This window comes from Telluria sp. ZT3P25 (assembly GCF_059685895.1).
Genome location: NZ_JCASIJ010000003.1, coordinates 1 through 21,221, shown reverse-complemented (window position 1 = coordinate 21,221; position 21,221 = coordinate 1). Strand labels below are relative to the sequence as shown.

Genomic DNA, 21,221 nt, shown 5'->3' with positions numbered 1-21,221 from the left:
ATTACATATAGTTGTAAATATTGCGCAGATTCACCAAACCTTACCAATGCGCGTAGGTAAAAAGACGAGCGCTATAAGCACTCATACAACATCCATATCACGCACTTTCAACTTGTGTAGAAGCCATAGCGACGCTTGATGGACAAAATATAAACCGGATCGAACTATCACGTTTCTAGAACACGAAGTCCGTGTGTTAGCGCTCTTAAGCACATAAATAGTTTCTAATGGGAAAATTTCCTCCGGGTACCCGCGATGCGTGCTAGCCTGACCAGTCACAAACCGCGGCGTCTCGCGAAAGTACGGAATGCCAAGCAATAACGACCCAAACCAGAATCATTTGCTTGCTGCGCTGCTCGACGCCGAGTTTGGCCGCATTGCCGACTGTTTACAAGTGATCGCTATGCGGCTCGGCGACGTGCTGTGCGAATCCGGCCGCGTACTCGAGTATGTGTATTTCCCGACTACGGCCATCATTTCGCTCCACTACGAGCTGGAAAACGGCGGCTCGTCCGAGATCGCCGGCGTCGGCAATGAAGGCGTGCTCGGCGTGGCTCTTTTTATGGGCGGCGGCACTACTCCGAACCGCGCCATCGTACAAACTGGTGGCGTCGGGTACCGATTACCCGTGCACGTGCTGATGCAAGAATTTAATCGCAACGGTCGCGTGATGCACTTGCTGCTACGGTATACGCAGGCTTTGCTAACCCAGATTTCGCAGACCGCCGTATGCAATCGCCACCACACGGTCGAACAGCACCTGTGCCGCTGGCTACTGCTGACACTTGACCGCCTGACCACAAACGAGCTGACCATGACCCAGGAACTGATCGCCAACATGCTTGGCGTACGCCGTGAAGCCGTGAGCGAAGCGGCAAGCATACTACAGGAGTACGGCTACATCCGCTACCGGCGCGGCCACATCACGGTGCTCGACCGGGTCGGGCTGGAGGAGCACGTGTGTGAGTGCTACGGTGTCGTGAAGAAGGAGTTTGATCGCCTGCTGTCGGATGTCCGCCAACGCCAGCCAGCGCCGGCTGACCATTCTGCAATGCGTAAGTCCGGGATGCCTTAATGGATTCCGCGACTGAACACCTCAATGTCGGCATCCTCATCGTCGATAGTCAGACCAACACCACGTTGTCGCTTGAACCGATACTGCGGGCGGCCGGGTACACCGATATTCGCCGGCTTGCAGAACCTCAAGACGCCTGTCTCGCATATCGGAACGGCAACGTCGATCTTATCCTGCTGGAACTTCACGGTGCCACTACCGCAGGCATTGCCGCGATCAATGCGCTTAGACAGATAGCCACCATTGCTTTCCTGCCGGTGCTCGCGATCAGCGCAGTACCGGACGTCAAGCTGCGCGCGCTTGAGGCCGGCGCCACAGACGTGGTGGGCTACCCAGTCGATTCCCTCGAACTGCAGACGCGCATTCGTAACCTGCTCGAGATCGGACTATTGCACCGCCAGCTCAAGGAATGTAACGAGCTGCTCGAGCACAAGGTGCTGGAACGAACGGCCGAACTGCGCCGGAGCGAGGCGCGGTTCCAGCGTTTTGCCGAGCTGTCATCAGACTGGTATTGGGAGCAGGACGCCAGCGGCAACCTTATCCACTATGCCGGGCCTGTCGAAGAAATGCTGGGGATCGGTCAGGGCACCACCGTGGCGGAACTACAGGCGGCCGGCTGGAATGTTACACAGCGCGGGCAGCTCGGCGAGAAAATCGCCAACCGCGAACCTTTCCTCGACTTCCTCTATAGCCGCCGGCTGAGAAACGGCACGGTCCAGACAATGGTGGTCTGTGGCGAACCGATTTTTGATCGCGCCAGCAGGTTCGCCGGTTACCGGGGTATCGGCCTGGATGTAACTAATCGCCAAGGTCCAGCTGAGTCGCCCCCGGGTGGACCAGGGCTGCATGCATCTGATTCAGAAGGCCCACCATGATGTACGATTTCCTGACCAATAACGCTGAAGACTTAGTTCAGCGTTGCATCGACAAGGTCGCTCAACGGCCTTACCGTCATGCGACTGAAGTGCAATTGCGTAATGGCATTCCAATGCTTTTGAGTCAACTGATTAGGACGTTGAGAGCCGAAAGCAAGAATGATTTCAAAACTCGCTTGGCATTCTCCGGCGCCGGCGGCGGCGACAGCGAAGCCCATTCTGAAATGGGCGTCAGCACTGCTGCGCACGGTTCTGCACTTTTAACCCTAGGCTATACCGTCGACCAAGTCGTGCACGATTATGGCGATCTGTGCCAAGCGATCACCAACCTGGCCGTCGAGCACGACGCGCCGTTTTCGGTACCTGAGTTCCGTACGCTGAATCGCCGTCTTGATAATACTATCGCGAATGCGGTGACTAAATTCAGCTTCCAGCGCGATATGTCGATTGCTGAACAAACTTCCGTGGATGCGAACGCACGGCTGGGCTTTCTGATGCATGAGCTGCGGAACTCACTCAGCGTCGCGATTATGGCAGTGACGGCGCTGGAGGCCGGGCGCTTGTCCATTAGCGGCGCCACCGGCGCAGTGCTCAAGTGCAGTCACTGGCCATGACCAAGCTGATCAGCATCTCGCTTGACGACGTACGCACTATGGGTATAGCGAGCACTCCAGGAGACAAGATTTCGCTGTCCGATTTCGTCACCCAAGCCCAGGAATTGGCGCAACTCAATGCTGACCTACTTGGCTCGACCTTGCTGGTGCCACCTGTCGACGATCTGCTGGGCCTATGTGGCAACCGCGACCTGTTGCTGGCAGCGCTAACGAACCTGCTGCATAACGCCCTTAAATTTACCCGCGCGCGGACGCAAGTGACTTTGACTGCACGCGCGGCGGGCGAGCGAATTCACATCACAGTGCGCGACCACTGTGGCGGCCTGAAGCGCAGTGACGCCGAAAAGATGTTTTCGCCGTTCTCTCAGCGCGGCGACGATCGCACCGGTCTTGGTCTGGATTGTCCATCGCGCGCCAAAGCATCGAGCAGGACGGCGGTGAGCTCACCGTCGAGAACTTCCCCAGCGTTGGGTGCGCTTTTGCGATCAATCTCCCACGCCACATTGCGCCGTGATGGCGCCCCGCGAACATAATATTTCTCAGGACAGCATACTATATGAACACCCCAGCACCGACTGTCCTGATCGTCGACGATGAGGCAAAAAACCGCCGCCTGTTGGCGGTGCTGCTGCAGCCAGAAGGTTATCAGACCACGAGCGCAGCTAGCGGCGAAGAAGCCCTATCCTCGGTTGCTTGCGAAGCACCCGACCTGATTCTGCTCGACCAGAACATGCCGGGCATCGACGGCTACCAAGTCGCCATGATCCTCAAGGCCAATCCGGCCACCGAAAACATCCCGATCATCATGGTCACCGGGCAGGAGGAAATCTGCAGCCGCCTAGCCGGGCTTGAGGCCGGCGCCGAGGAATTTTTGACCAAGCCGGTTAATCCGACCGAACTTGGCCTGCGGGTACGCAATTTGCTGCGTCTGAAAGAGTTAGGCAATCTGGAGGAACAGTGCTTTGTGCTTGAGAAGCAAGTAGTCGCCCGCACTGCCGATCTGCAGCGTTTTCGTATGGCCATGAATGCGACTGCCGACGCCATCATGCTCGTCAGCCGCGACACAATGCGCTTTGTCGAAGTCAACGACACGACGTGCACAATGCTGGGATACTCGCGTGAAGAGATGCTGACCCTAGGACCAGTAGCGCTGGGCGCCGCGACGCGCGACGAGCTGGAACAAATGTTCAACACGATTACGGATGGTCAGGTGCACCCCAAGCTGAGCGAAGTGGCGTTGCATTGTAAGGACGGCAGCTTGGTGCAGGTAGAAATCCACCGCCAGGCGATGCTATCCGGGAACGATTGGATCATTGTGAGCGTTGTGCGCGATATCACGGAGCGCAAAATGGCGCAGCAAAGTCTGCAGTACCAAGCCAGTCACGATGCCCTGACCGACTTGCCGAATCGGGCTAGTTTCTACGAGGCCTTGCACCAGGCCATCGACACAAGCAGCGGAGCAAATGTTGCTGTGATGTTCATCGATCTGGATCACTTCAAAAACGTGAACGATACGCTGGGCCATTTAATGGGCGATGATCTGCTCGTGCAGTTCAGTGCGCGCCTGCTCAACTGTGCATACGAGGGAGACACTGTTGCGCGCCTCGGAGGTGACGAATTTGGCCTGATTCTGCTCCTCGGCCACGACCACCAGCGGGCATCGCTGGTTGCCGAACGGATCGCCGACGCGCTGCAGTTGCCGTTCAATCTGCGAGGTTTCGACGTCATTCTGACGGCCAGTGTCGGCATCACAATCCACCCCGAAGATGGCGCGGATCCGGAAGCCCTGATCAAGTACGCCGATACTGCGATGTATGAGGCTAAGCATGCCGGGCGCGATACGTACCGCTTTTTTACTGCGCAGATGATCGTCGACGCCTTGCAGCGTCAAGATCTTGAGCACGCCTTACGCAAGGCTGTTGAAAACGGAGAATTTGAACTGTATTACCAGCCTAAGGTGGTGCTCAGTAACGACACCATCGTTGGTGTTGAAGCACTGCTGCGCTGGGATCGGCCCGGGCACGGCATCGTACCGCCATCCCTGTTTGTGCCGGTTCTGGAAGAAACGGGCATGATTGTGCGAGTTGGTCGCTGGGTGATTGACGCCGCCTGCCGCCAGATCAGCGAATGGCTGCTGGGAGAGACAGGACCGATGCAAGTGTCGGTCAACATCGCGGGACGCCAGTTTGCGGAGGGCGACCTGGAAGGCGACGTAACGAGCGCGCTGACCACGCATGGCATTCCGCCGGCTCTGCTGGAACTGGAACTGACCGAGACGTCCCTAATGCTCAATACTGAACGCACCATGGAATGCCTGCGCAATCTGCGCGAACGCGGCATCGAAGTGTCGGTCGATGACTTCGGCACCGGATACTCCAGCCTCGCCTATTTGCGCCGCTTCCCGATCGACAAGCTCAAGATCGATATTGCATTCATCCGCGATGTGACGACCAATGCTGACGATGCGGCCATTGTTAATGCGATTATTACAATGGCGCATAGTCTGAACATGCTGGTGGTAGCCGAAGGTGTCGAAACGGCATCGCAACGGGGGTATTTAGTGGAGCATGGTTGCGACCAGATCCAGGGGTACCTGATTAGCCGCCCTCTGCCTTCGGCCCTGATGACGAAGCTGATCGCGCTGCGTCTAGCTCCCACGCTGGTTCTGTCGCATTGACCCAGATTATCCTGCCATCGGCTTGCTGATCAATACGACAGAGCCCCTAGAAACGGTTGTCGATCGCCCTTTGGGCGGGGCCATTAGAAATGCAAAACAAGGGCCGCAGTCGGTCGAACTCACAGTGTCATGAGTGAAATGAGTGATATGCCTGATATTACAGAGCACACCTTGTTAGCATGTTTTGAAGAGAGCGTACAGGGCGTAGGATTATTCAATCGACAAGACGTATTAGTTTATGCGAATCCAGCTTTCCATAGCATGTTTGCAATCCCGGTTATCGACCTACTGACGTGGGAAGGACTTATGCGACATTGCCACGCTCAAAAGAAGGGATTGATCATCGCCGACGACGATATCGATACCTGGGTCAGTCGTGTCCAACAAGTACGCCGCGTTACTTTGGTGCGAACGTTTGAGTCAGACATGTTTGACGGCCGCTGGCTGTGGGTCGTCGAATCGACGCACGCTGATGGGCATGTAATGGTTGTCGCCACCGATATTACTGAGTTAAAGACGACTGAGCGTGCATTACGGAAAGCGCGCGACACCGCACTTGTGCACGCCAATACAGACCCCCTAACGGGTCTTGCTAACCGGCGTTTTGTGCTCGATTGGCTACCTCAAGAAATCCAGGCGGCTCGTCGCGAGTACACCCCGCTCTGCGTAGCCATGATTGACCTAGATTATTTCAAGGACGTAAATGATACCTATGGTCACCAAATGGGTGATCACATCCTGAAACACTCCGCCGAAAAAATGCGCTTTTATATGCGACCCGCCGACACGATCAGCCGCATCGGGGGAGATGAATTTTTGATTATTTTTCCAGATACCGGTCTTGCGGACGCAGCATACGTGCTGTCCAAGGTGAGACAAGGGATCGCGCGCGCGGATCGTCCGGTTGAGCTTGTCGGAGTGGAGTACAGTTTTTCTGCCGGTGTCGCCGAACTCAGGGTTGAGGATACGTCTAAAAGCCTTTTGCAGCGTGCCAACACAACTTTATATGCTGCAAAGCGCAGCGGACGTGGCCGGCATATCGTTTAGAGCACCGATCAAAAACCTGTAGTTGCCCACAAGGCAACGTGCCCCCACTGCTCAGCATTGACGAACCTGTAGTCGATGGCTGCTTCGGGTCGAAAGCTGCCTGTCGAGACAGTCGGTGATTTTTTTGCCCGGCAACGTGCTACGCTGACGCGAACGGCCGAGTTTGGCCAGATTCGGACATGTAACATGAGAAGACGGGAAATGTGAACAATGAGATTTCAAGAATTCTTACTTGTGATGTTTTTCCTCGCCGTTCCTAAAGCCGGGGCTACTCCTCCACCATTTCATCCTAACTTTTGTTCTCATGGCATATGCCTTGAAATCAACCAGTTTTTCAGCGAGCGAGTGAAAGTAACGACGGAGACAAGCGGACTGAAGACCGAAGTTACCGTTTATTATCCAAGTGGGATAGCCAAGCTGGCGATCACTAATCGCCCCTCTAATACCTGTAAAACATTCGGTATTCGATTGCAGAAAAGTCATGGCATGTATGTGGGCGAGGGGTGTGTAGCGCTCCCCCAACCGTCTTCGGAATCGAGGCAAGTTACGCTCGAATACGAGCCAACAGAGGATAGGTATTCGATTGATTTCCCGATTCTTCACATTTGGGCCATCGATGCCGCACCGATTTCTTTCTGGGCATCAGGATACGCATTACGCATTGACGGCGGCCAGGCAGTCCACTTGCCTGAATCCGAAGAGAATTAGCTGGCTGTGGAATTCTTTGGATGCAATCCACGTTCGCCGTTGGTCGACACCTACCTGTGTACACAATAGGGACTTTTCCATCCTGCCAACCTGCTAAGCTGAGGCGAACGGCCGAGTTCGGCCAAAAGCAGCCCTTCCTATCCTCATGGCTACAACCACAATAACGACATGACCGACGCCGCTGCCAACACCCAATTGCAGGTCCACTATGCCACCTTGTGGGATAGTGCCTTTGGCGCGGTCGCCCGGGGAGACATAGACTGCGACACTCGTCTTGCGGCCGGCCATGACCTGCGCCGAGGCCTGACCTTGATAGCGCGTCCTGGTCCGTCGCTCCAGGCGCGCTTTAATTTTATCTTGGATCGTCTCGCCCTCTGTGAACCACAACAATATCGTTATCCGGTCACCGATATGCATGTGACGATTTTGCCCCTGTTCACTGCTATCGAGAATCCTGTGTCGGAATTGGCACAGCTGAACGACTATATCGATTCGGTGCGCGCCGCGCTGGACGGTATCGAGGCTTTCGACATCAAGTTCCATGGTATTACAATGTCACGTAGTGCTGTGCTTGCCCAAGGGTTCCCGTGCGGTCCTGCACTGGAAACGTTTCGCGAACGTCTTCGTACACAGTTACGTGATGCGGGCTTGGACGCCTCGCTCGATCAACGATATCGCTTGATCACGGCGCATTCGACGCTATTTCGCTTTGTCGCACCATTGCATCGTCCTCAGCACTTTGCTGCCCAACTTGGAAGCCTTCGGGATGAGCCGCTCGGTTGCATGCGTGTGAACGAAGTTGAGCTGGTGGTCAACGACTGGTACATGTCGAGGAGTTCGTTGGATCGTATTGCAAAGGTACCTTTACGAACGCCCATCTCAAACGTGGGTCCATGAGTCGTCGAAGGTCCGCAATAGGTCGATAGCGGCCTGTCGTGACAGTCAGTGCTTTTTCAAGCTAGGCAACCTGCTAAGCTGATGTGAACGGCTGGGTTCGGCTAGGAGCGGACGTTAGCGTTAGATCTGGACGTGCCAGGTTTAGCTGAACTGCAGAGTTCAGTAGTGGTGTCCTGGCACTTATCACCGTTTCATGGCGCGCTTCAATACACAGTCAGTCACAGAACTGTAATATTTCTCGTCTATCGTCAAGTGTCTCTTCAAATTTTCTACTTTCTGCCCGCTGACACATTGTTGCCGGGCTTTTTTTTGGCGAGTATGCGTGTCTGCCCTAGGACGATGCGCTTTTAAGTACACACATTGAGGCCACGATGGATACTCTAATTACTGAACGACGTTCAAACCAAGGGGCTGAGGCCCATCCGATAGACTCATCTCATATTTCAAACGCGATCCGCCAAGGTTTACTCCTGCAAAATCGAACTGGCACGCGCAGCGCAGTCGAGCGCATGAAAGCACTTAACGTCCCAGGAAGCGTCATTGGACGCGTGCTCTCCGGTGGCACCATGCGTGCGGCGGACTGGGGTCCCGCAGTTCAGACGTAGCCGGACATGTTCGACCACACACTGTCACCCGCAGGCTACCGCTTGGTTGAATCTGTTCCGTGACGCTGATTGTTGGACAGACGTATAAGAGAGGCCAGCCTCGGCCTTTGCGGATTCCGTTTAAGAGCAATAGAGTTTTGATTTGGACAACGCTGATGTTTCCTCTCATCACTGGAATGTTTGTTGCGGTCGCGCTCATCTTACTGGGACAGCGTCGCGCTGCAGGCTACGCTCTTCTGGCCGGTTTAGCCGGTCTACTCCTACACCGTCTTGCTTCAGTTGGATAGTCGCGTACACGTTCGACGGTGCTAGTGTCGATTCTGGCCTGTCGCGGCCACTGCCGGTTTTCAAGTAGCAACCTGCTGTGCTGGCCTGAACGGCCGGGTTCGGCCAAAAGCGGTCCTAGAACCGCAGGTTGCTATTGCTCCGTTGGTTTCGAATGAGATGGTGCTCAGGCCATTTTCGGCAATGCTTCGCCCTATCGCGAGCTGGCAGTCCCAACCCATCCGCGGAAGGAAAAAGCTGCATAAAACATTGCAACGTCCTGGAAACCGGCTTCTTTCAACATCGCTTCTTCTTCAGCAGGATTTAGCAAGTGCAGGCGTTCAGCCATCATTTTTGCTGTGTTAGAAGCAGCCTTGAGATCGATGGCATGACGATCGCCGAAAGCAACAGAACGCGTCATCCAACGTACAGGATCCGGGCTTGGTGCGGAGTGTCCTGCGATGACGATGTTAGCACCAGGTTTTAGCCGATTGTGTATTTCCTGCAGCGTACGCAGTCGCTCGCTCGGTGAGATATGGTGGAGAGTGAGAAGGCAGGTTGCACCGTCGAATGGCCCAGCCGGTGCCTGATCCACTGTACCCTCCACTAAACTGATTCGGTCCGAAAATGGCGCAATCGTTTGTCGCGCCAGGTCCAGCATAGCTGGTGAAGGATCGACGCCAGTCAGTCGCCACCCTGGTTGTGCCTCAGCTAACGCTCTGGTTTCCAGTCCTCCGCCCGCACCGACTACAAGGATGTGAGCCTCACCGGAGGCTTGTTCAGCCAAGAGCAGCATCATCATGCGATGGAGATCGAGAAGCCCTGGCACCTTGCGAGGCGCATCGTCCGTATAAGATGCGATCATGCCAACGTTCGCATAAGGCGAAATTTGATCTTCTTTCATAAATTCCAAAAGGAAGGGTGTTATCGAGCGTAGTTTTTCACTTACGCATGTCGAGTAAAAACCGACAGCAACGACAAACCGTGGGAATAGCAGTAGCCGCGTTTGGCCGAACGGAACTCATGTAGCATTGAAAGTTACGTGATATTCTATGTGATGTCAACTTCCAGCACGCCTGTCTTTGCATTGGGACATCTGCTAAGTCGGGGAAGCAAACGTCCGGTATGGGTCGAAATCGGCCGTCCGCGTCAGCTTAGCAGGTTGTCGAACTGGAAAAGTCACACACTGTCTTGACCGGCAGCTGGCGACCCAAAGCCGACCTTATAACTGCCTGCAAAAAGATAGTGACTTAGCCCTCGCTGACCCGCAATTGAACCTGCTGAGTATGCAAACGGGGTTACACTAGCGGATCTATTAGGGTGGCCAATGAATCACGAAAACTTTGAAACCGACCGCCTTGGATTGTTCGTCACCCAGGTAACGGACTACGCCATCTACATGCTCACACCTGAAGGAGTAGTGGCTAGCTGGAATGCAGGTGCCGAACGATTTAAGGGCTATTCTGCTGACGAGATTATCGGTCAACATTTTTCGCGCTTTTACACTTCAGAAGATCAGGTTGCCGGGACACCCCAGCGGGCGCTGCACACCGCGCTGACTACCGGCAGATTTGAAGATGAGGGCTGGCGAGTACGCAAGGACGGAACATTGTTTCGTGCCAACATTGTGCTCGACCCGATATTTGGTACTGAAGGCGAGCTGCTTGGGTTCACAAAAATTACGAGGGATGTGAGTGAGCAGTATCGTGCTCGAGAGGAGCTGCACGCCAGCGAAGAGCAGTTCCGTCTGCTTGTGCAGAGCGTCACTGATTACGCAATTTACATGCTGTCTCCAGCCGGCCTCATCACAAACTGGAACGAAGGCGCTAAGCGCATCAAACGTTTGTCTCTGGAAGATGTAGTTGGTACTCATTTCTCTCGCTTCTACATTGAAGAAGAGCGTCTCAGCGGCTTGCCGGAGCAAGCGCTTCGCATTGCACGCGACGAAGGGAGATTTGAGCGTGAAGGTTGGCGTATACGAGGCGATGGCGCAAGCTTCTGGGCGCATGTCGTAATCGATCCAGTATTTAATTCGGGTGGCACGCTGATTGGTTTTGCCAAGATCACACGCGATGTGACCGAGCGGCGCGAGGCCTCGCTCGCTCTGGACAAAACCCGCGAGGCTCTCCACCAGGCCCAAAAGCTTGAGGCGATAGGCAAACTCACTGGCGGTATCGCCCACGACTTCAACAACCTTTTAAGCGTCATCATCAACGGCATCGACCTGCTGAAGACAACGCCTATTCCTACGCAGCAGCGAAAGATTATCGACAGTATGGAACGTGCTGCGCAACGAGGCTCATCCCTGACGAGCCAGCTACTTGCCTTTGCCCGCCAGCAGCCGCTCGAGGTCCAGAGTCACGACGTCAATCGCGTCATCGGTACTTTTGAAGCTGTGCTGCGCCGTGCAATTCCAAGCACCGCAAAATTCAGGATCAAGAAGGCCTCTGTTGGGAGAGTGCTGACCGACATCTCTCAATTTGAATCTGCTCTATTGAACCTGGTGATTAACGCGCGTGACTCGCTTGGCGAGCATGGCCTCATTACGCTCGAGACCCAAGGAGCGGTCATCAGCGAGGCTGGGATCAAGGATATTCCGCCAGGAGAGTACGTTGTCGTGACTGTTGCCGACGATGGTTGCGGCATGTCTCCAGAGGTACAGGCGCGAGCGATGGAACCCTTCTTCACTACCAAACCTGTCGGTAAAGGTACCGGGCTAGGACTGAGCCAGGTGTACGGACTCATGCAACAGACGGGTGGCTTTCTCGATATCCAGTCTGCGGTTGGGGAAGGAACGAGGATCTCAATGTACTTTGCGGCGCAAACAACTGCTGATGTGACCGCACATCCGGATGCGCAGCCAATGGAAAAGGTACTTGTCGTAGATGACCAGCCAGATGTCCTGGATATGGCGGTGACCCTCTTCTCCAATCTCGGCTATGACCCCCTCGCTGCAAACTCCGGGACTGAAGCTTTGAATTTGCTCAAGCAAAATCAGGACATCAAGGTCTTGTTCAGCGATGTAGTCATGCCAGGCATGGATGGTGTGGCCCTCGCGACTGCGGCGAAAGAACTGATGCCGCACCTGAAGGTAATCCTCGCGTCAGGTTACATGAGCGGATCTCTTCGTGAAAAATTTGGTGAGGCGTTGACCAACTTTGAGGTCATCGCAAAACCATATCGCTTGCCTGATCTCATCAAGCGACTAGGATAGATTTCAGTTGTTGAAGTGCGGTCGAGAGCCGTGTCACCTGTACGCTCACCTTCCAGTTGATATCTGCTCGAACATCAGACCCTATCGGTTCGATCCTTGACCAAAGCGCATAGTTGCACGCAGCTTGCGGGCGCCGAGGAGTTCTTGTCACCGTCCGCTTTTGGCCGAAAGCGGAAGTTTCTGGTAACTCGTCCGCCTCGGTCTCTTGTGTCAAACATTATTGTTTTGTGTCTGACTTTATTGGCGTCCACGATTTCCGTAATCCCTAAAGTTTCGGTTTAACCGCCGCACGTTTTTCCGTCATTGCGATACCTGCCACGGATCGATGAGGGATACCCCCGTTGGCACAAAATCAGCGGTGTTGCGGGTAACCACCGTCATGCCATGCACAAGGGCGGTTGCAGCGATGAGCGCATCGCGCTCGCTACGCTTGTCGGGTACATGCAACCGGGCGCAGCGTTGCGCTACGGCGGTATCAACAGGCAGCGTGCGTCTAGCGAATTCGGGCAATACCTGCTGTTCGAGCCAAGAACGCAACATGGCCCCTTGGGAGGCATCCTTTCTCTCAATCGACAGAACGCCTAACTCCAGTTCCATAATGGTGATAGCAGACACAAAGAGGTCAGCGGCGTCAACGCTCTCCGCCCATGCCGTTACGTTCGTATTGGCCTTGCCAAGCCGCACTTTGCGGAGTTCGGAAACCACGTTTGTATCGAGAACAAACATCATGAGAAATCAGGCGCCCGTGTTTCGATGGTCACACGCGGCGGCTCAAAATCGATGTCAGCGATACCCGGCATAGCCAGCGCATCAGCAATGTTGCGCCGCTGCTTTGTAAGTCGCTGATAGTCCTCAAAGCTCATCAGTACATGGGCAGGCCGGCCCCGATCTGTGATGAACACCGGTCCATTAGTTGCGGCCCGTTTTGCCTCGCTCGCTCCTTGGTTGAACTCGCGGCTGGATATGGTGGTAATGGTCATGGCAACCCCTCTTTTGCTTGCTTTATGTAGATATGTTACTACATTGCGCAAGTGAGTGCAAGCGGAATGGACAAATCCGCAGTGTAGTCACAGAACCCCCGCGCAGTGTTTTCCTTACCTATCTCAATCGTGCTGAAAGCTGTCGAGCTACCGCTTTATATCCTCATGCGGGTAGCACGGCCAGCCTACTGGCATGCAGGAGCCCGGCCGCCTGTCGACATCAACAAAATTAGCGTGCGATCCATCGCCTTGTCGGAATACCTACCCTCTAAGTCCGGTACTCTGGAACTAGTCGTGGGTCACATCGATGAGGTACCCGACGACCTCGTACCAAGAATCGGCTTTGGCTCGGCTTTAACTGCGGATGATGGTGCACGCAAACATACACACCTTTGTGTCCAGCTTCTCTTTCAAGATACGGCCTACAATCTCAAGAATGGCCGGAAACACGTCTGATTAGCAAGCGCATAGTAGAATCGTTTGTAAAATTACTTCCAAACCACTTAACGAAGAAAGATCAATCTATGACCAAGGTAAATCTGTCGGACTATAACCTCAGCGAGCTCAAGGGACTGCAAGCAGAGATTGAGAAAAATATCAAAGCTCGCCAACAACAGGAAGTCACTAAAGCACGTGAGCAGATTCTTACTATTGCTCAGACTTTAGGTGTCTCGGTAGAGGAGCTGCTTGCAACTGGTGGAGCAAAAGCGAAAGGGAGCGGCAAAAAGGTTCAAGCGCAGTACCAGAACCCAGCTGACAGTGCGCAGAGGTGGACCGGCCGCGGTCGACAGCCAAAGTGGATTGCTGAGGGGTTGGCCGGTGGGAAGTCGCTAGACGATTTCAGGATCTAACCCTTTTCGCGCACGCATGCTGCTCAGTAGAAGCCAACGATATCCACATTTTTCGTGGATAACTGTGCTGATAACGTCGTTAGAACCAGTGTTCATGCGGTTCTTCGGTATGTGCTTGATAATTAAGCAAACGCATGAGCGGCAGTTCCTGCAAAAGATTCGATGCGGATACGCCTTATCGTCGAAGCAAAGGTGATCGTAACTCTTGCAGTTTCGGTCAGGTTTTCCAGATATACGGCAGCAAGTAGTCGGTTCGCCCGATACCTTTGCGTACTGGGTTATGCAACTAAAGCCTAAAGGCAGTTGAAAACTCACGGCGTGACCAGCTCTCGCGTCGCGCTAGTGGAATGCCTCAACCGGGTATCTGCGTAGCACTGAAGGATGACCGAGCGCGGCGAAGTAACCTCGGATTGCAGCCGGCATCTCAGGGTGCCCTCCCCTTGGCCGTCGCTTGTCGCATTGCAGTGCGGGGGGCCGCACTTTCAGGCAACGGTTTCAGGGGCATCTCCCGTGTCCACATGGTTCGTTGAAGAACGGTGGGCATAGCGGCACTTGATGGGACATACATCTTTCGTCACCGGGGATGAGCTAAAGGGTTCGGTTGCATGATGGCGGAACCAGACGATCCGATAAGCTGTAGCTTCAACCCTTGATTAACTTACATTCTCAACTTCAAAGCAGCGCTTTCCAACCTACGTGATGATGAATGTGACGTACATCAAGGTCAAAGGCGTCGAGAAAAATCTCTACCGCACTGTCGATAAGCAGGTCAAGACCATCGACTTCCCTCTGACAGCCGAGCACAACACGGCTGCAGCGAAGCGCTACTTCGGCAGCGATGGTGGCTAACGCTACCCGTAGTAAGGTAGCGATGGATAAGAGCGCCGCTAATAAAGCGGTGATTGACGAGATCGGCGCTGACCGCGAAGTGCTAACCACTGTTCGCCAAGTCAAGTACCTCAGCAATAATGTTGAACAGAACCGTCGGGCGATCAAGCGCGTGACCAGGGCCATGGTCGTTTTCAAATCGTTCCGGTCTGCCAGCATTGAAGTGGGGGGCGTTGAGCTTATAGACATAGTTTGCAAAGCCCAGCCTGCCACTGATGGCGTTACGTAGTTCGCTGAGCAATTCTATGCGACGGCGTCAACCCAAGCTGAGCACTTTGCTACTGGCTGGCCACCTGGCTGGACAATCATCGAGGGAGATGCTCTCACCATCCACGCCGTGTAAATGTTCAATAACGACCGTTTATCAACAGCGGGCGATCATTAGCCGCGATGATGTTAATAAACTAGTATTTTTTCTATTGAACATGTTCACATGTAGCGTATACGTTATTGAACAGATTTAACGTTAACGGATACTGTGGAGATGTAAAGATGGCAATTTTTTATACGGCCGGGTTAGCACCAAAGAGCAAACAACTAAGAACCAGTGCCGCAAGATCGAAGCGGCCGGCTACACGACCAGCTACTGGTAAGCGGATGAGGGCGTGTCAGGCAAGGTTTCGGCGACCCAGCGCCCGCAGTTTGCCAAGATGCTCAGCTAGATTCGTGACGGCGAGATGCTGATGGTGACGAAACTCGACCGCCTCGGCCGCGATGCCCAAGACATCGTCACCACGATCAAAGCGCTAGCGGCGCGCCGCATTGAGGTCATTGTCCTGCAGCTGGGCAAGCTCGATCTGACCAGTGCCGCCGGCAAGCTCATGCTGAACATGCTGGGGGCCGTCGCCGAGATGAAGCGCGACCTGCTAGTAGAGCGCACCCAGTCCGGCCTAGCATGCGCGAAGGCGGAGGGCAAGACCTTGGGCCGCCCTACTAACACAACCGAAGAACAGCGCGCAGCGATGGCCAGGCAACACCAAGCCGGCGAATCGATCAGCGCGCTAGCGCGCACCTTCGGTATTTCCCGCGCCAGCGTCATGCGCGTCGTGAAGCCAACCGCCCCCATCCAGTGAGGGGAAGGGCATGAATCGTACTTGCAAAATCCAGCCCCGTCCTGCTGATCTGGGAGAGGGGACAACTGAAGCTGTACGAGAACAACCAGGAAGCTGTGGCAGCATCTACCCGATTAAGGAGGAGGCCCCTCACGGCATGGAATGGTGGAATGGCCTTCCCGAAACACGGCGCGCGCATTGACTTGTGATGGCCGCGTCAGCCATGCCAGCGGCGACGCGCTATGCTTATCTGTTGGCTGGCGCCTATAACGATGGCTAGGGGCGAAGGTAAGTCTTGATCCGCCTGAACCCTGCATGAGCACTAAAATCGATAATGTCACGCGCCGCCAAGTCCTATAAGCTCGAGCGCGTAGTTTGCTCGCATTCGCGTGCCAACTTCCTCACCGACTCAGCTTTGCCTTCGCGGCCGCCGCAGTTGCTGACACAGGCCTGTAGTACTTATGCCTTTGAAGTCTGGCCAGCACCCATCTATGTAAGCGGCATCACGAAGGCGCGGTGCCGCAGTTCATCTTCAGTCCGGGCCAAGTCGATGGCGAGCAGGAAATAGGCCGCGTCCGCTAGGTGCAGCGGCGGTCACTAACACACTTATGCAGCAAGCTTTGTTTGATCACTCGGATTTTGGATAATATCTTGAAATATTGTTCCGTTTTGTAGAATAATTACTCGCTCTGCCATTGCTATCGTTTCAGGACGATGAGCGATAATTACTCGCGTTAGTTCAAGAGCGCGAATTGACGAATTTACTGCCTGCTCATTCCAAATATCTAAGTGACTTGTGGCCTCGTCCAAATATAACAAACGCGGTTCACGATATAGCGCCCGTGCCAAGAGGAGGCGCTGTTTTTGTCCCCCAGAAATTCCAGTACCAATATCACCAATTAAAGTATTAAATCCCATTGGCATCGCTTGTATTTCGGGAAATATAGCTGCTGCTTTTGCACACTCATATATCCTATCATTATTTGGCTCAGAATCAAAAAATCCAATATTGTCTGATATAGATCCTGCGAATAATGAGTCTTCCTGCATCACCGTTCCAATCATCTTACGAAAGTTTTTTGCCCCAAGCTTTTCCATAGGGATACCCCCAATTAAAATTTCTCCAGCGGTAGGTTTAAGCAATCCTAAAAGTAATTTCATTAGAGTAGTTTTTCCGCACCCAGATGGACCGGCGACAGCTAAACATTGCCCTTCTGGTATTTTTATACTAAAGTCTTTAATAATGTAAGGCTCAGAATCTGAGTAGCGGAAACTTAAATTTTTTACTTCTATCGTTGAATCTAAATCATCAACATTAATTTCAAAATCATTTTCCTCAGATTCGGGCTTTGTAAATACGATATCTGCAAGCCGCTCGCCGTGCAGGCGCATCATCTTCAACTCAAATATTTTATCTATGAGACCGGATGTACGTTCACTAAATTGATCTTTATAAGCGATAAAGGCGTAAAGCATGCCGATAGAAAATTGATTACTCATAACAAGTAATGCAGCGATCCAAATAATAATTATACGTTCTGCGCCAAATAAAAATGAGTTAAAAGTTTGGTAGGATACTACCAATTTAGATACACGTATATCAGCGTTGAACTGGTCTGTCAGCGAATTCATCCATCCTGTGCGTCTCTCTTCATTTCGTGAAAATAGACGAATACTTTGAATTCCACGCACAGATTCCAGAAAGATTGTCTGTTGTTTCGCTGCATGAATAATCTGTTCTGCGGATGCCTCTCGCAAAGGTTTAAATACAATCCATCTCACTAGAGCATATATAATTATTGCGATAGCTGCTATAAATGCCAGTTTGACACTATATGCCAACATCATGGCAAATGTTCCCACCATTAAGATGCCATCAATGATTCCTTCTATAAATTGAGTGGTTAAATGCCGCTGCATTGTTTCAATTGAGCCAAAACGTGAAACAATATCTCCAGTGTGACGTTTTTCAAAATAATCTAAAGGTAATTTCAAAAGATGGCTAAAAGCGTTTCCAAACCACTGGATATTTAGATTTGTCGCCATAACAGTAGTAAGCCATGACCGTGTTGCGTTCACTACTGTTTTAATTACCAATAAAACAATGAAACCGATTCCAAGAGTAGTTACCAAATCTTGGTCGGCAGTAAGCAAAGCTTCATCAACGATCCACTGCATATAGAATGGTGCAACTAACATGCAGATCTGCAATACTAATCCAAGCAATAATATTTGAGATAAACTTCTCTTTAATCCATCAATACGTCCAACTAATGAAATAAGAGAAAACTTTTGAATATTTTTATCTTTAATGAATTCTGATGTTGGAGTTAACTCGACAGCCACCCCAGAGAAATGCTTGGAAAGCCTTTCCATTTTAATACTGCGTTCGCCGGCGCCTGGGTCGTGAATAACTGCTGTTACTCCTGAAATTGACTTTAGTACGACAAAGTGATTAAGATCCCAATGTAAAATACAAGGGAGTTTTAAATCAGGTAAATTTTCAATCCCTAGTTTTACTGGTCGACACTGTAATGATAATGCCTGCGCCATGCTGATCAATGCACGTAAACTAAGGCCTTTAAGCGAGACAGAAAATCTTCTTCGCATATTTGGTAGATCTATTTGATAGCCCCAATAGCTTGAAACCATAGCCAAACATGCTAAACCACACTCTGCAGCTTCAGTCTGAAGAATTATTGGCAATCTCTTTGTATTCCAAAAAGAATTTTGGAGTAATTTATTTATTTTCATTTTAGAAAAACTTATATTTACTTAAAAACGGCCAGAAATACTAAATAACGGTTCTAGTATCCATTCATATAATTTGCGCTTTTCTAGAATTACGCTTGCATCTACCACCATCCCAGATTTTAGTGATGCACTTTTTCCATAAGCGGTTATGCTTTGATTTTCGAGACGAAGCTTGATGCGATAAAGAGGTTCGTTAGATGTTGTTACATGTCCACTTACTAACGAATTCAATTCTTCAGGGCGCAATGAAGTTTGAGCAACATCCTCAACCCAGGCAACATGTTGGCCAAATTTTTGATAGGGATATGCTTGATAGCGCAATAAAACTTTCATGCCAGGTCGAATGAATCCTGCTGCACGAGAGGCTGCAAATACCTCTGCTTCAAGTAACGAATCGTCTGGTAATAAGGATGCCAATAATTTAGTGTTATCAATAGCCTGTCCTTCACTAGCCGTTATTACTGCAACTATCCCGTCTTGGGGAGCTGTAATCTCAAATTCTCGACGCGCTTCACTTTCGTTGAATTCCTGCTGCACAACCTGTGCATTGCGTTGCAATGTTAAAAGCGTTCGTTTTTCTTGTGTTTCAAGGTCGCTAATTTCTGCTTCTGCAGTTACTAATTCGCGCATAGTCGAATTTTTTATACGGAGAAGATCTGAAAAACGTTGGGCTTGGTCTAAAGAATCGGCTGTCTTTTCATCAACTTGGGCGCCTGAGATAAATTTAGTTGATTCAAGGTCTTTATATCGCTTTTCTGCTTTTTTTGCAATTTCCACACGGCGCTCTTGTAGGTCAATCTGACTTTCTATATGAATCAGCTCATTTCTTATATTTGATACCCTCTGACGTATTGCTGAAATACGCTGATGTGACTGAATCGTAGCTTCTTTTAACTCTGTATCAAAACTACGACGTTGACTAAGCAGAAGAGCAGATATTCCTGCTTGAGTCGATGCGTTAAATGAGTGGCGCTCTCCTGAAATCACAAAAAGTACATCTCCAGCACGGACTTTTTGTCCTTGCTGAATAAATCTTTTTTTAACTATACCTGGTTGATTTGCTAGCACTCGAATGATGCCTTTTGTTGGTACCAGCACGCCTTGAGTATGAGCTTTTCTTGTAGTACTAAGTAAAATAAATGTAAGAACGATTGCTAGTCCAATTACTAAGAATAGAATAGTCAAAGCTGTGTAGCTCCAAGGTCGTGCCAAAACAACCGAACCATATTGATTAGTCTTTAAATTTTCGATAGCTTCTTTTCGAAATAAATTTCTAGTCTGACTATCTTTAGCATCAACTCTTGATTCTTTTTCTGCGTTCACTTTTATCTCTAGTCTAAATTACTACTTCGGTTTCTAATCTACTTTTTGTTTATTTCACCTAAGTGCTCGTCGATTTTACAGTATTTTTTATACGAAATTCTATAAGAAAATCACTTATGATAATCCCGATTGTGAGAGATAGCACGTTTTTAGACAGGAAAACTATCAAATAGTAACTAATTCAGATACTCTCAGTTTAACTTCTTTATTTACAAAATATTCCAAAAAAATTGTTGACTTTTTTTTAGTTAAGTTGATAAGATCGAACTCGAGGCGGTTAATATTGTTCCGTCTTACTCAACCTATTAGAAAGAAAAAATGAACGAATTGACCTTGCAAGAAATTGATGAAGTGAGCGGTGGTATTATTCCGTTGGCTGCAGCTGGACTCGGAGTAGCGATCGCATCAGCCGTTGGTGGTGCGGTTATTGCTGGTGTTGCAGCTGGTTGGACTGTGGCTAGTGCTTACTACAAACTGAATCAGCCTTAACTTCCACGGCATTGATATAAATAAACGTTAGTGATGAATAATATGATCGAAAATAAAATTGCCGGTATTCAAGCTCTTTCCTTTGAAGAAATTGATGAAGTAAGCGGCGGTCTTGCTCCAAGTATGGTGTTCGCAATTCGTGTAGGCGCAATGATGGCTGCAGGTGGCGTAGTCGGCGTCGGAATTGGTTTTGCAGCAGGCGCTGCTATTTACTATCTCAATCAGCCTTAAATATAGAGGCATTATCATTAATTGATAATGCCTTTTTTGAAAATGGAATAGGGTGTCAGATGTTTGATCAAAAAGGTTGGAAATTGTTGAAAATTGTGATTGCTTGTCTTTGTTTCATAGTTTTTATTTTTGGTTTTTGGGGTGGGTTAACGATGGCGCAAACTTATTTTAATGGTAAAAGCGACACTCATATTTCAGTTGATTAAATATCTAAAACTGAACAGTACTGATAGCAGTATCGCCGATCTTTTCGAACTACCTTACCATAACCAATCTAGCATCCAATCTCTGCAACGATACAGATCTAGATTAGCAAGTCATTTGACAAACCGATAATTTTTGGATGGCATTAATGTGAATGGTTAGTGCTTTCACATTGTACGTGTGCTCTGCGTTAGATGCTTTACCTCGCAGTGGTCAGGAGTAATCCCAATGTTCACTTCTTGTGAATGCAAAAGCGTTGACAGTACATTGGCCGATTAGCTCAGTGATAGGGCGGAGGTCGCCAGAGCCCTGTGCCGCTGATCTTATACGGTCTCCTATATTTTTACTATTGATATAATAGGTTATCAGCAGTACTAGTCGTGTCGGACATATTGACAAGAAAGCACTCTTTTCCTCGATTAACGAGGGTCTGCACAGGAGTGCCAGTCTGGTCGCAATTATTGGGACAAACT

The 21,221-nt window shown here is 50.9% G+C and carries 20 protein-coding genes; 15 read left to right on the top strand and 5 right to left on the bottom strand.

What is annotated here, in order from left to right; genetic code table 11:
- Positions 1–307: 307 nt before the first annotated feature.
- The 8 genes from AC56LY_RS23345 to AC56LY_RS23310 all read left to right on the top strand — a co-directional run bounded on the left by AC56LY_RS23345 (position 308) and on the right by AC56LY_RS23310 (position 7,893).
- Entirely contained in the window at positions 308–1,075 is a 768-nt protein-coding gene (locus AC56LY_RS23345; RefSeq protein WP_499583500.1) for a Crp/Fnr family transcriptional regulator, read from the top strand.
- Positions 1,075–1,950, top strand: coding sequence for a response regulator (locus AC56LY_RS23340; protein ID WP_499583498.1), 876 nt, complete (start codon positions 1,075–1,077; stop codon positions 1,948–1,950). Before AC56LY_RS23345 ends, AC56LY_RS23340 begins: the two co-directional genes overlap by 1 nt.
- Positions 1,947–2,564, top strand: coding sequence for a hypothetical protein (locus AC56LY_RS23335; RefSeq protein WP_499583497.1), 618 nt, complete (start codon positions 1,947–1,949; stop codon positions 2,562–2,564). The genes AC56LY_RS23340 and AC56LY_RS23335 overlap by 4 nt, the downstream gene beginning before the upstream one ends.
- The gene (locus AC56LY_RS23330) at positions 2,561–3,097 is read left to right on the top strand and encodes an ATP-binding protein (protein ID WP_499583496.1); all 537 of its coding nucleotides are present in this window, start codon (positions 2,561–2,563) and stop codon (positions 3,095–3,097) included. The genes AC56LY_RS23335 and AC56LY_RS23330 overlap by 4 nt, the downstream gene beginning before the upstream one ends.
- A gap of 23 nt (positions 3,098–3,120) precedes the next feature.
- Positions 3,121–5,241: a GGDEF/EAL domain-containing response regulator gene (locus AC56LY_RS23325; protein ID WP_499583495.1), complete on the top strand. Its 2,121-nt coding sequence runs from the start codon at positions 3,121–3,123 to the stop codon at positions 5,239–5,241.
- A 138-nt stretch (positions 5,242–5,379) separates the two neighbouring features.
- Positions 5,380–6,288 (top strand): GGDEF domain-containing protein, encoded by a 909-nt coding sequence (locus AC56LY_RS23320; protein WP_499583494.1) that lies wholly within the window; start codon positions 5,380–5,382, stop codon positions 6,286–6,288.
- 210 nt (positions 6,289–6,498) lie between these two features.
- Positions 6,499–6,996, top strand: a complete 498-nt coding sequence (locus tag AC56LY_RS23315) for a hypothetical protein (RefSeq protein ID WP_499583493.1) — start codon at positions 6,499–6,501, stop codon at positions 6,994–6,996.
- A 168-nt stretch (positions 6,997–7,164) separates the two neighbouring features.
- Positions 7,165–7,893, top strand: coding sequence for a 2'-5' RNA ligase family protein (locus AC56LY_RS23310; protein WP_499583492.1), 729 nt, complete (start codon positions 7,165–7,167; stop codon positions 7,891–7,893).
- 1,083 nt (positions 7,894–8,976) lie between these two features.
- Here the strand turns inward: AC56LY_RS23310 and AC56LY_RS23305 are convergent.
- Positions 8,977–9,666: a class I SAM-dependent methyltransferase gene (locus AC56LY_RS23305; RefSeq protein WP_499583491.1), complete on the bottom strand. Its 690-nt coding sequence runs from the start codon at positions 9,664–9,666 to the stop codon at positions 8,977–8,979.
- A gap of 423 nt (positions 9,667–10,089) precedes the next feature.
- Here AC56LY_RS23305 and AC56LY_RS23300 point away from each other — a divergent pair, with 423 nt between their 5' ends.
- Complete coding sequence (locus AC56LY_RS23300; protein ID WP_499583490.1) at positions 10,090–11,976, top strand: hybrid sensor histidine kinase/response regulator; 1,887 nt, start codon at positions 10,090–10,092, stop codon at positions 11,974–11,976.
- 300 nt (positions 11,977–12,276) lie between these two features.
- Here AC56LY_RS23300 and AC56LY_RS23295 read toward each other — a convergent pair whose 3' ends face one another.
- The gene (locus AC56LY_RS23295) at positions 12,277–12,705 is read right to left on the bottom strand and encodes a type II toxin-antitoxin system VapC family toxin (protein WP_499583489.1); all 429 of its coding nucleotides are present in this window, start codon (positions 12,703–12,705) and stop codon (positions 12,277–12,279) included.
- Positions 12,702–12,956, bottom strand: a complete 255-nt coding sequence (locus AC56LY_RS23290; RefSeq protein WP_499583488.1) for a type II toxin-antitoxin system Phd/YefM family antitoxin — start codon at positions 12,954–12,956, stop codon at positions 12,702–12,704. The genes AC56LY_RS23295 and AC56LY_RS23290 overlap by 4 nt, the downstream gene beginning before the upstream one ends.
- 524 nt (positions 12,957–13,480) lie before the next feature.
- Here AC56LY_RS23290 and AC56LY_RS23285 point away from each other — a divergent pair.
- The 4 genes from AC56LY_RS23285 (at position 13,481) to AC56LY_RS23270 (ending at position 15,768) form a co-directional block, all read left to right on the top strand.
- On the top strand, positions 13,481–13,807 hold the full coding sequence (locus AC56LY_RS23285; RefSeq protein ID WP_499583487.1) for an H-NS histone family protein: 327 nt from the start codon (positions 13,481–13,483) through the stop codon (positions 13,805–13,807).
- Between the two features lie 699 nt (positions 13,808–14,506).
- A complete protein-coding gene (locus AC56LY_RS23280; protein ID WP_499583486.1) occupies positions 14,507–14,656 on the top strand; it encodes a DDE-type integrase/transposase/recombinase in 150 nt (49 codons plus the stop codon).
- Positions 14,657–14,678: 22 nt separating this feature from the next.
- The gene (locus AC56LY_RS23275) at positions 14,679–14,924 is read left to right on the top strand and encodes a hypothetical protein (RefSeq protein ID WP_499583485.1); all 246 of its coding nucleotides are present in this window, start codon (positions 14,679–14,681) and stop codon (positions 14,922–14,924) included.
- Between the two features lie 448 nt (positions 14,925–15,372).
- On the top strand, positions 15,373–15,768 hold the full coding sequence (locus AC56LY_RS23270; RefSeq protein WP_499583484.1) for a recombinase family protein: 396 nt from the start codon (positions 15,373–15,375) through the stop codon (positions 15,766–15,768).
- A gap of 585 nt (positions 15,769–16,353) precedes the next feature.
- Here the strand turns inward: AC56LY_RS23270 and AC56LY_RS23265 are convergent.
- Together AC56LY_RS23265 and AC56LY_RS23260 are read right to left on the bottom strand one after the other, a co-directional pair.
- Positions 16,354–18,501: a peptidase domain-containing ABC transporter gene (locus AC56LY_RS23265; protein ID WP_499583483.1), complete on the bottom strand. Its 2,148-nt coding sequence runs from the start codon at positions 18,499–18,501 to the stop codon at positions 16,354–16,356.
- Positions 18,502–18,522: 21 nt separating this feature from the next.
- A complete protein-coding gene (locus AC56LY_RS23260; RefSeq protein WP_499583481.1) occupies positions 18,523–19,824 on the bottom strand; it encodes an HlyD family secretion protein in 1,302 nt (433 codons plus the stop codon).
- Between the two features lie 318 nt (positions 19,825–20,142).
- Between AC56LY_RS23260 and AC56LY_RS23255 the strand changes: the two genes are divergently transcribed.
- Both AC56LY_RS23255 and AC56LY_RS23250 read left to right on the top strand, forming a co-directional pair.
- Entirely contained in the window at positions 20,143–20,313 is a 171-nt protein-coding gene (locus tag AC56LY_RS23255; RefSeq protein ID WP_499583480.1) for a class IIb bacteriocin, lactobin A/cerein 7B family, read from the top strand.
- Positions 20,314–20,346: 33 nt separating this feature from the next.
- Entirely contained in the window at positions 20,347–20,544 is a 198-nt protein-coding gene (locus AC56LY_RS23250) for a class IIb bacteriocin, lactobin A/cerein 7B family (protein ID WP_499583479.1), read from the top strand.
- Positions 20,545–21,221 lie beyond the last annotated feature (677 nt).

Coding starts and splice junctions, on each gene's coding strand:
- AC56LY_RS23285 (WP_499583487.1), top strand. CDS start 13,481: ATGACCAAGGTAAATCTGTCGGACTATAACCTCAGCGAGCTCAAGGGA.
- AC56LY_RS23275 (WP_499583485.1), top strand. CDS start 14,679: ATGGATAAGAGCGCCGCTAATAAAGCGGTGATTGACGAGATCGGCGCT.
- AC56LY_RS23335 (WP_499583497.1), top strand. CDS start 1,947: ATGATGTACGATTTCCTGACCAATAACGCTGAAGACTTAGTTCAGCGT.
- AC56LY_RS23300 (WP_499583490.1), top strand. CDS start 10,090: ATGAATCACGAAAACTTTGAAACCGACCGCCTTGGATTGTTCGTCACC.
- AC56LY_RS23255 (WP_499583480.1), top strand. CDS start 20,143: ATGAACGAATTGACCTTGCAAGAAATTGATGAAGTGAGCGGTGGTATT.
- AC56LY_RS23345 (WP_499583500.1), top strand. CDS start 308: ATGCCAAGCAATAACGACCCAAACCAGAATCATTTGCTTGCTGCGCTG.
- AC56LY_RS23305 (WP_499583491.1), bottom strand. CDS start 9,666: ATGAAAGAAGATCAAATTTCGCCTTATGCGAACGTTGGCATGATCGCA.
- AC56LY_RS23310 (WP_499583492.1), top strand. CDS start 7,165: ATGACCGACGCCGCTGCCAACACCCAATTGCAGGTCCACTATGCCACC.
- AC56LY_RS23250 (WP_499583479.1), top strand. CDS start 20,347: ATGAATAATATGATCGAAAATAAAATTGCCGGTATTCAAGCTCTTTCC.
- AC56LY_RS23320 (WP_499583494.1), top strand. CDS start 5,380: ATGAGTGATATGCCTGATATTACAGAGCACACCTTGTTAGCATGTTTT.
- AC56LY_RS23280 (WP_499583486.1), top strand. CDS start 14,507: ATGATGAATGTGACGTACATCAAGGTCAAAGGCGTCGAGAAAAATCTC.
- AC56LY_RS23290 (WP_499583488.1), bottom strand. CDS start 12,956: ATGACCATTACCACCATATCCAGCCGCGAGTTCAACCAAGGAGCGAGC.
- AC56LY_RS23330 (WP_499583496.1), top strand. CDS start 2,561: ATGACCAAGCTGATCAGCATCTCGCTTGACGACGTACGCACTATGGGT.
- AC56LY_RS23325 (WP_499583495.1), top strand. CDS start 3,121: ATGAACACCCCAGCACCGACTGTCCTGATCGTCGACGATGAGGCAAAA.
- AC56LY_RS23295 (WP_499583489.1), bottom strand. CDS start 12,705: ATGATGTTTGTTCTCGATACAAACGTGGTTTCCGAACTCCGCAAAGTG.
- AC56LY_RS23265 (WP_499583483.1), bottom strand. CDS start 18,501: ATGAAAATAAATAAATTACTCCAAAATTCTTTTTGGAATACAAAGAGA.
- AC56LY_RS23340 (WP_499583498.1), top strand. CDS start 1,075: ATGGATTCCGCGACTGAACACCTCAATGTCGGCATCCTCATCGTCGAT.
- AC56LY_RS23315 (WP_499583493.1), top strand. CDS start 6,499: ATGAGATTTCAAGAATTCTTACTTGTGATGTTTTTCCTCGCCGTTCCT.
- AC56LY_RS23270 (WP_499583484.1), top strand. CDS start 15,373: ATGCTGATGGTGACGAAACTCGACCGCCTCGGCCGCGATGCCCAAGAC.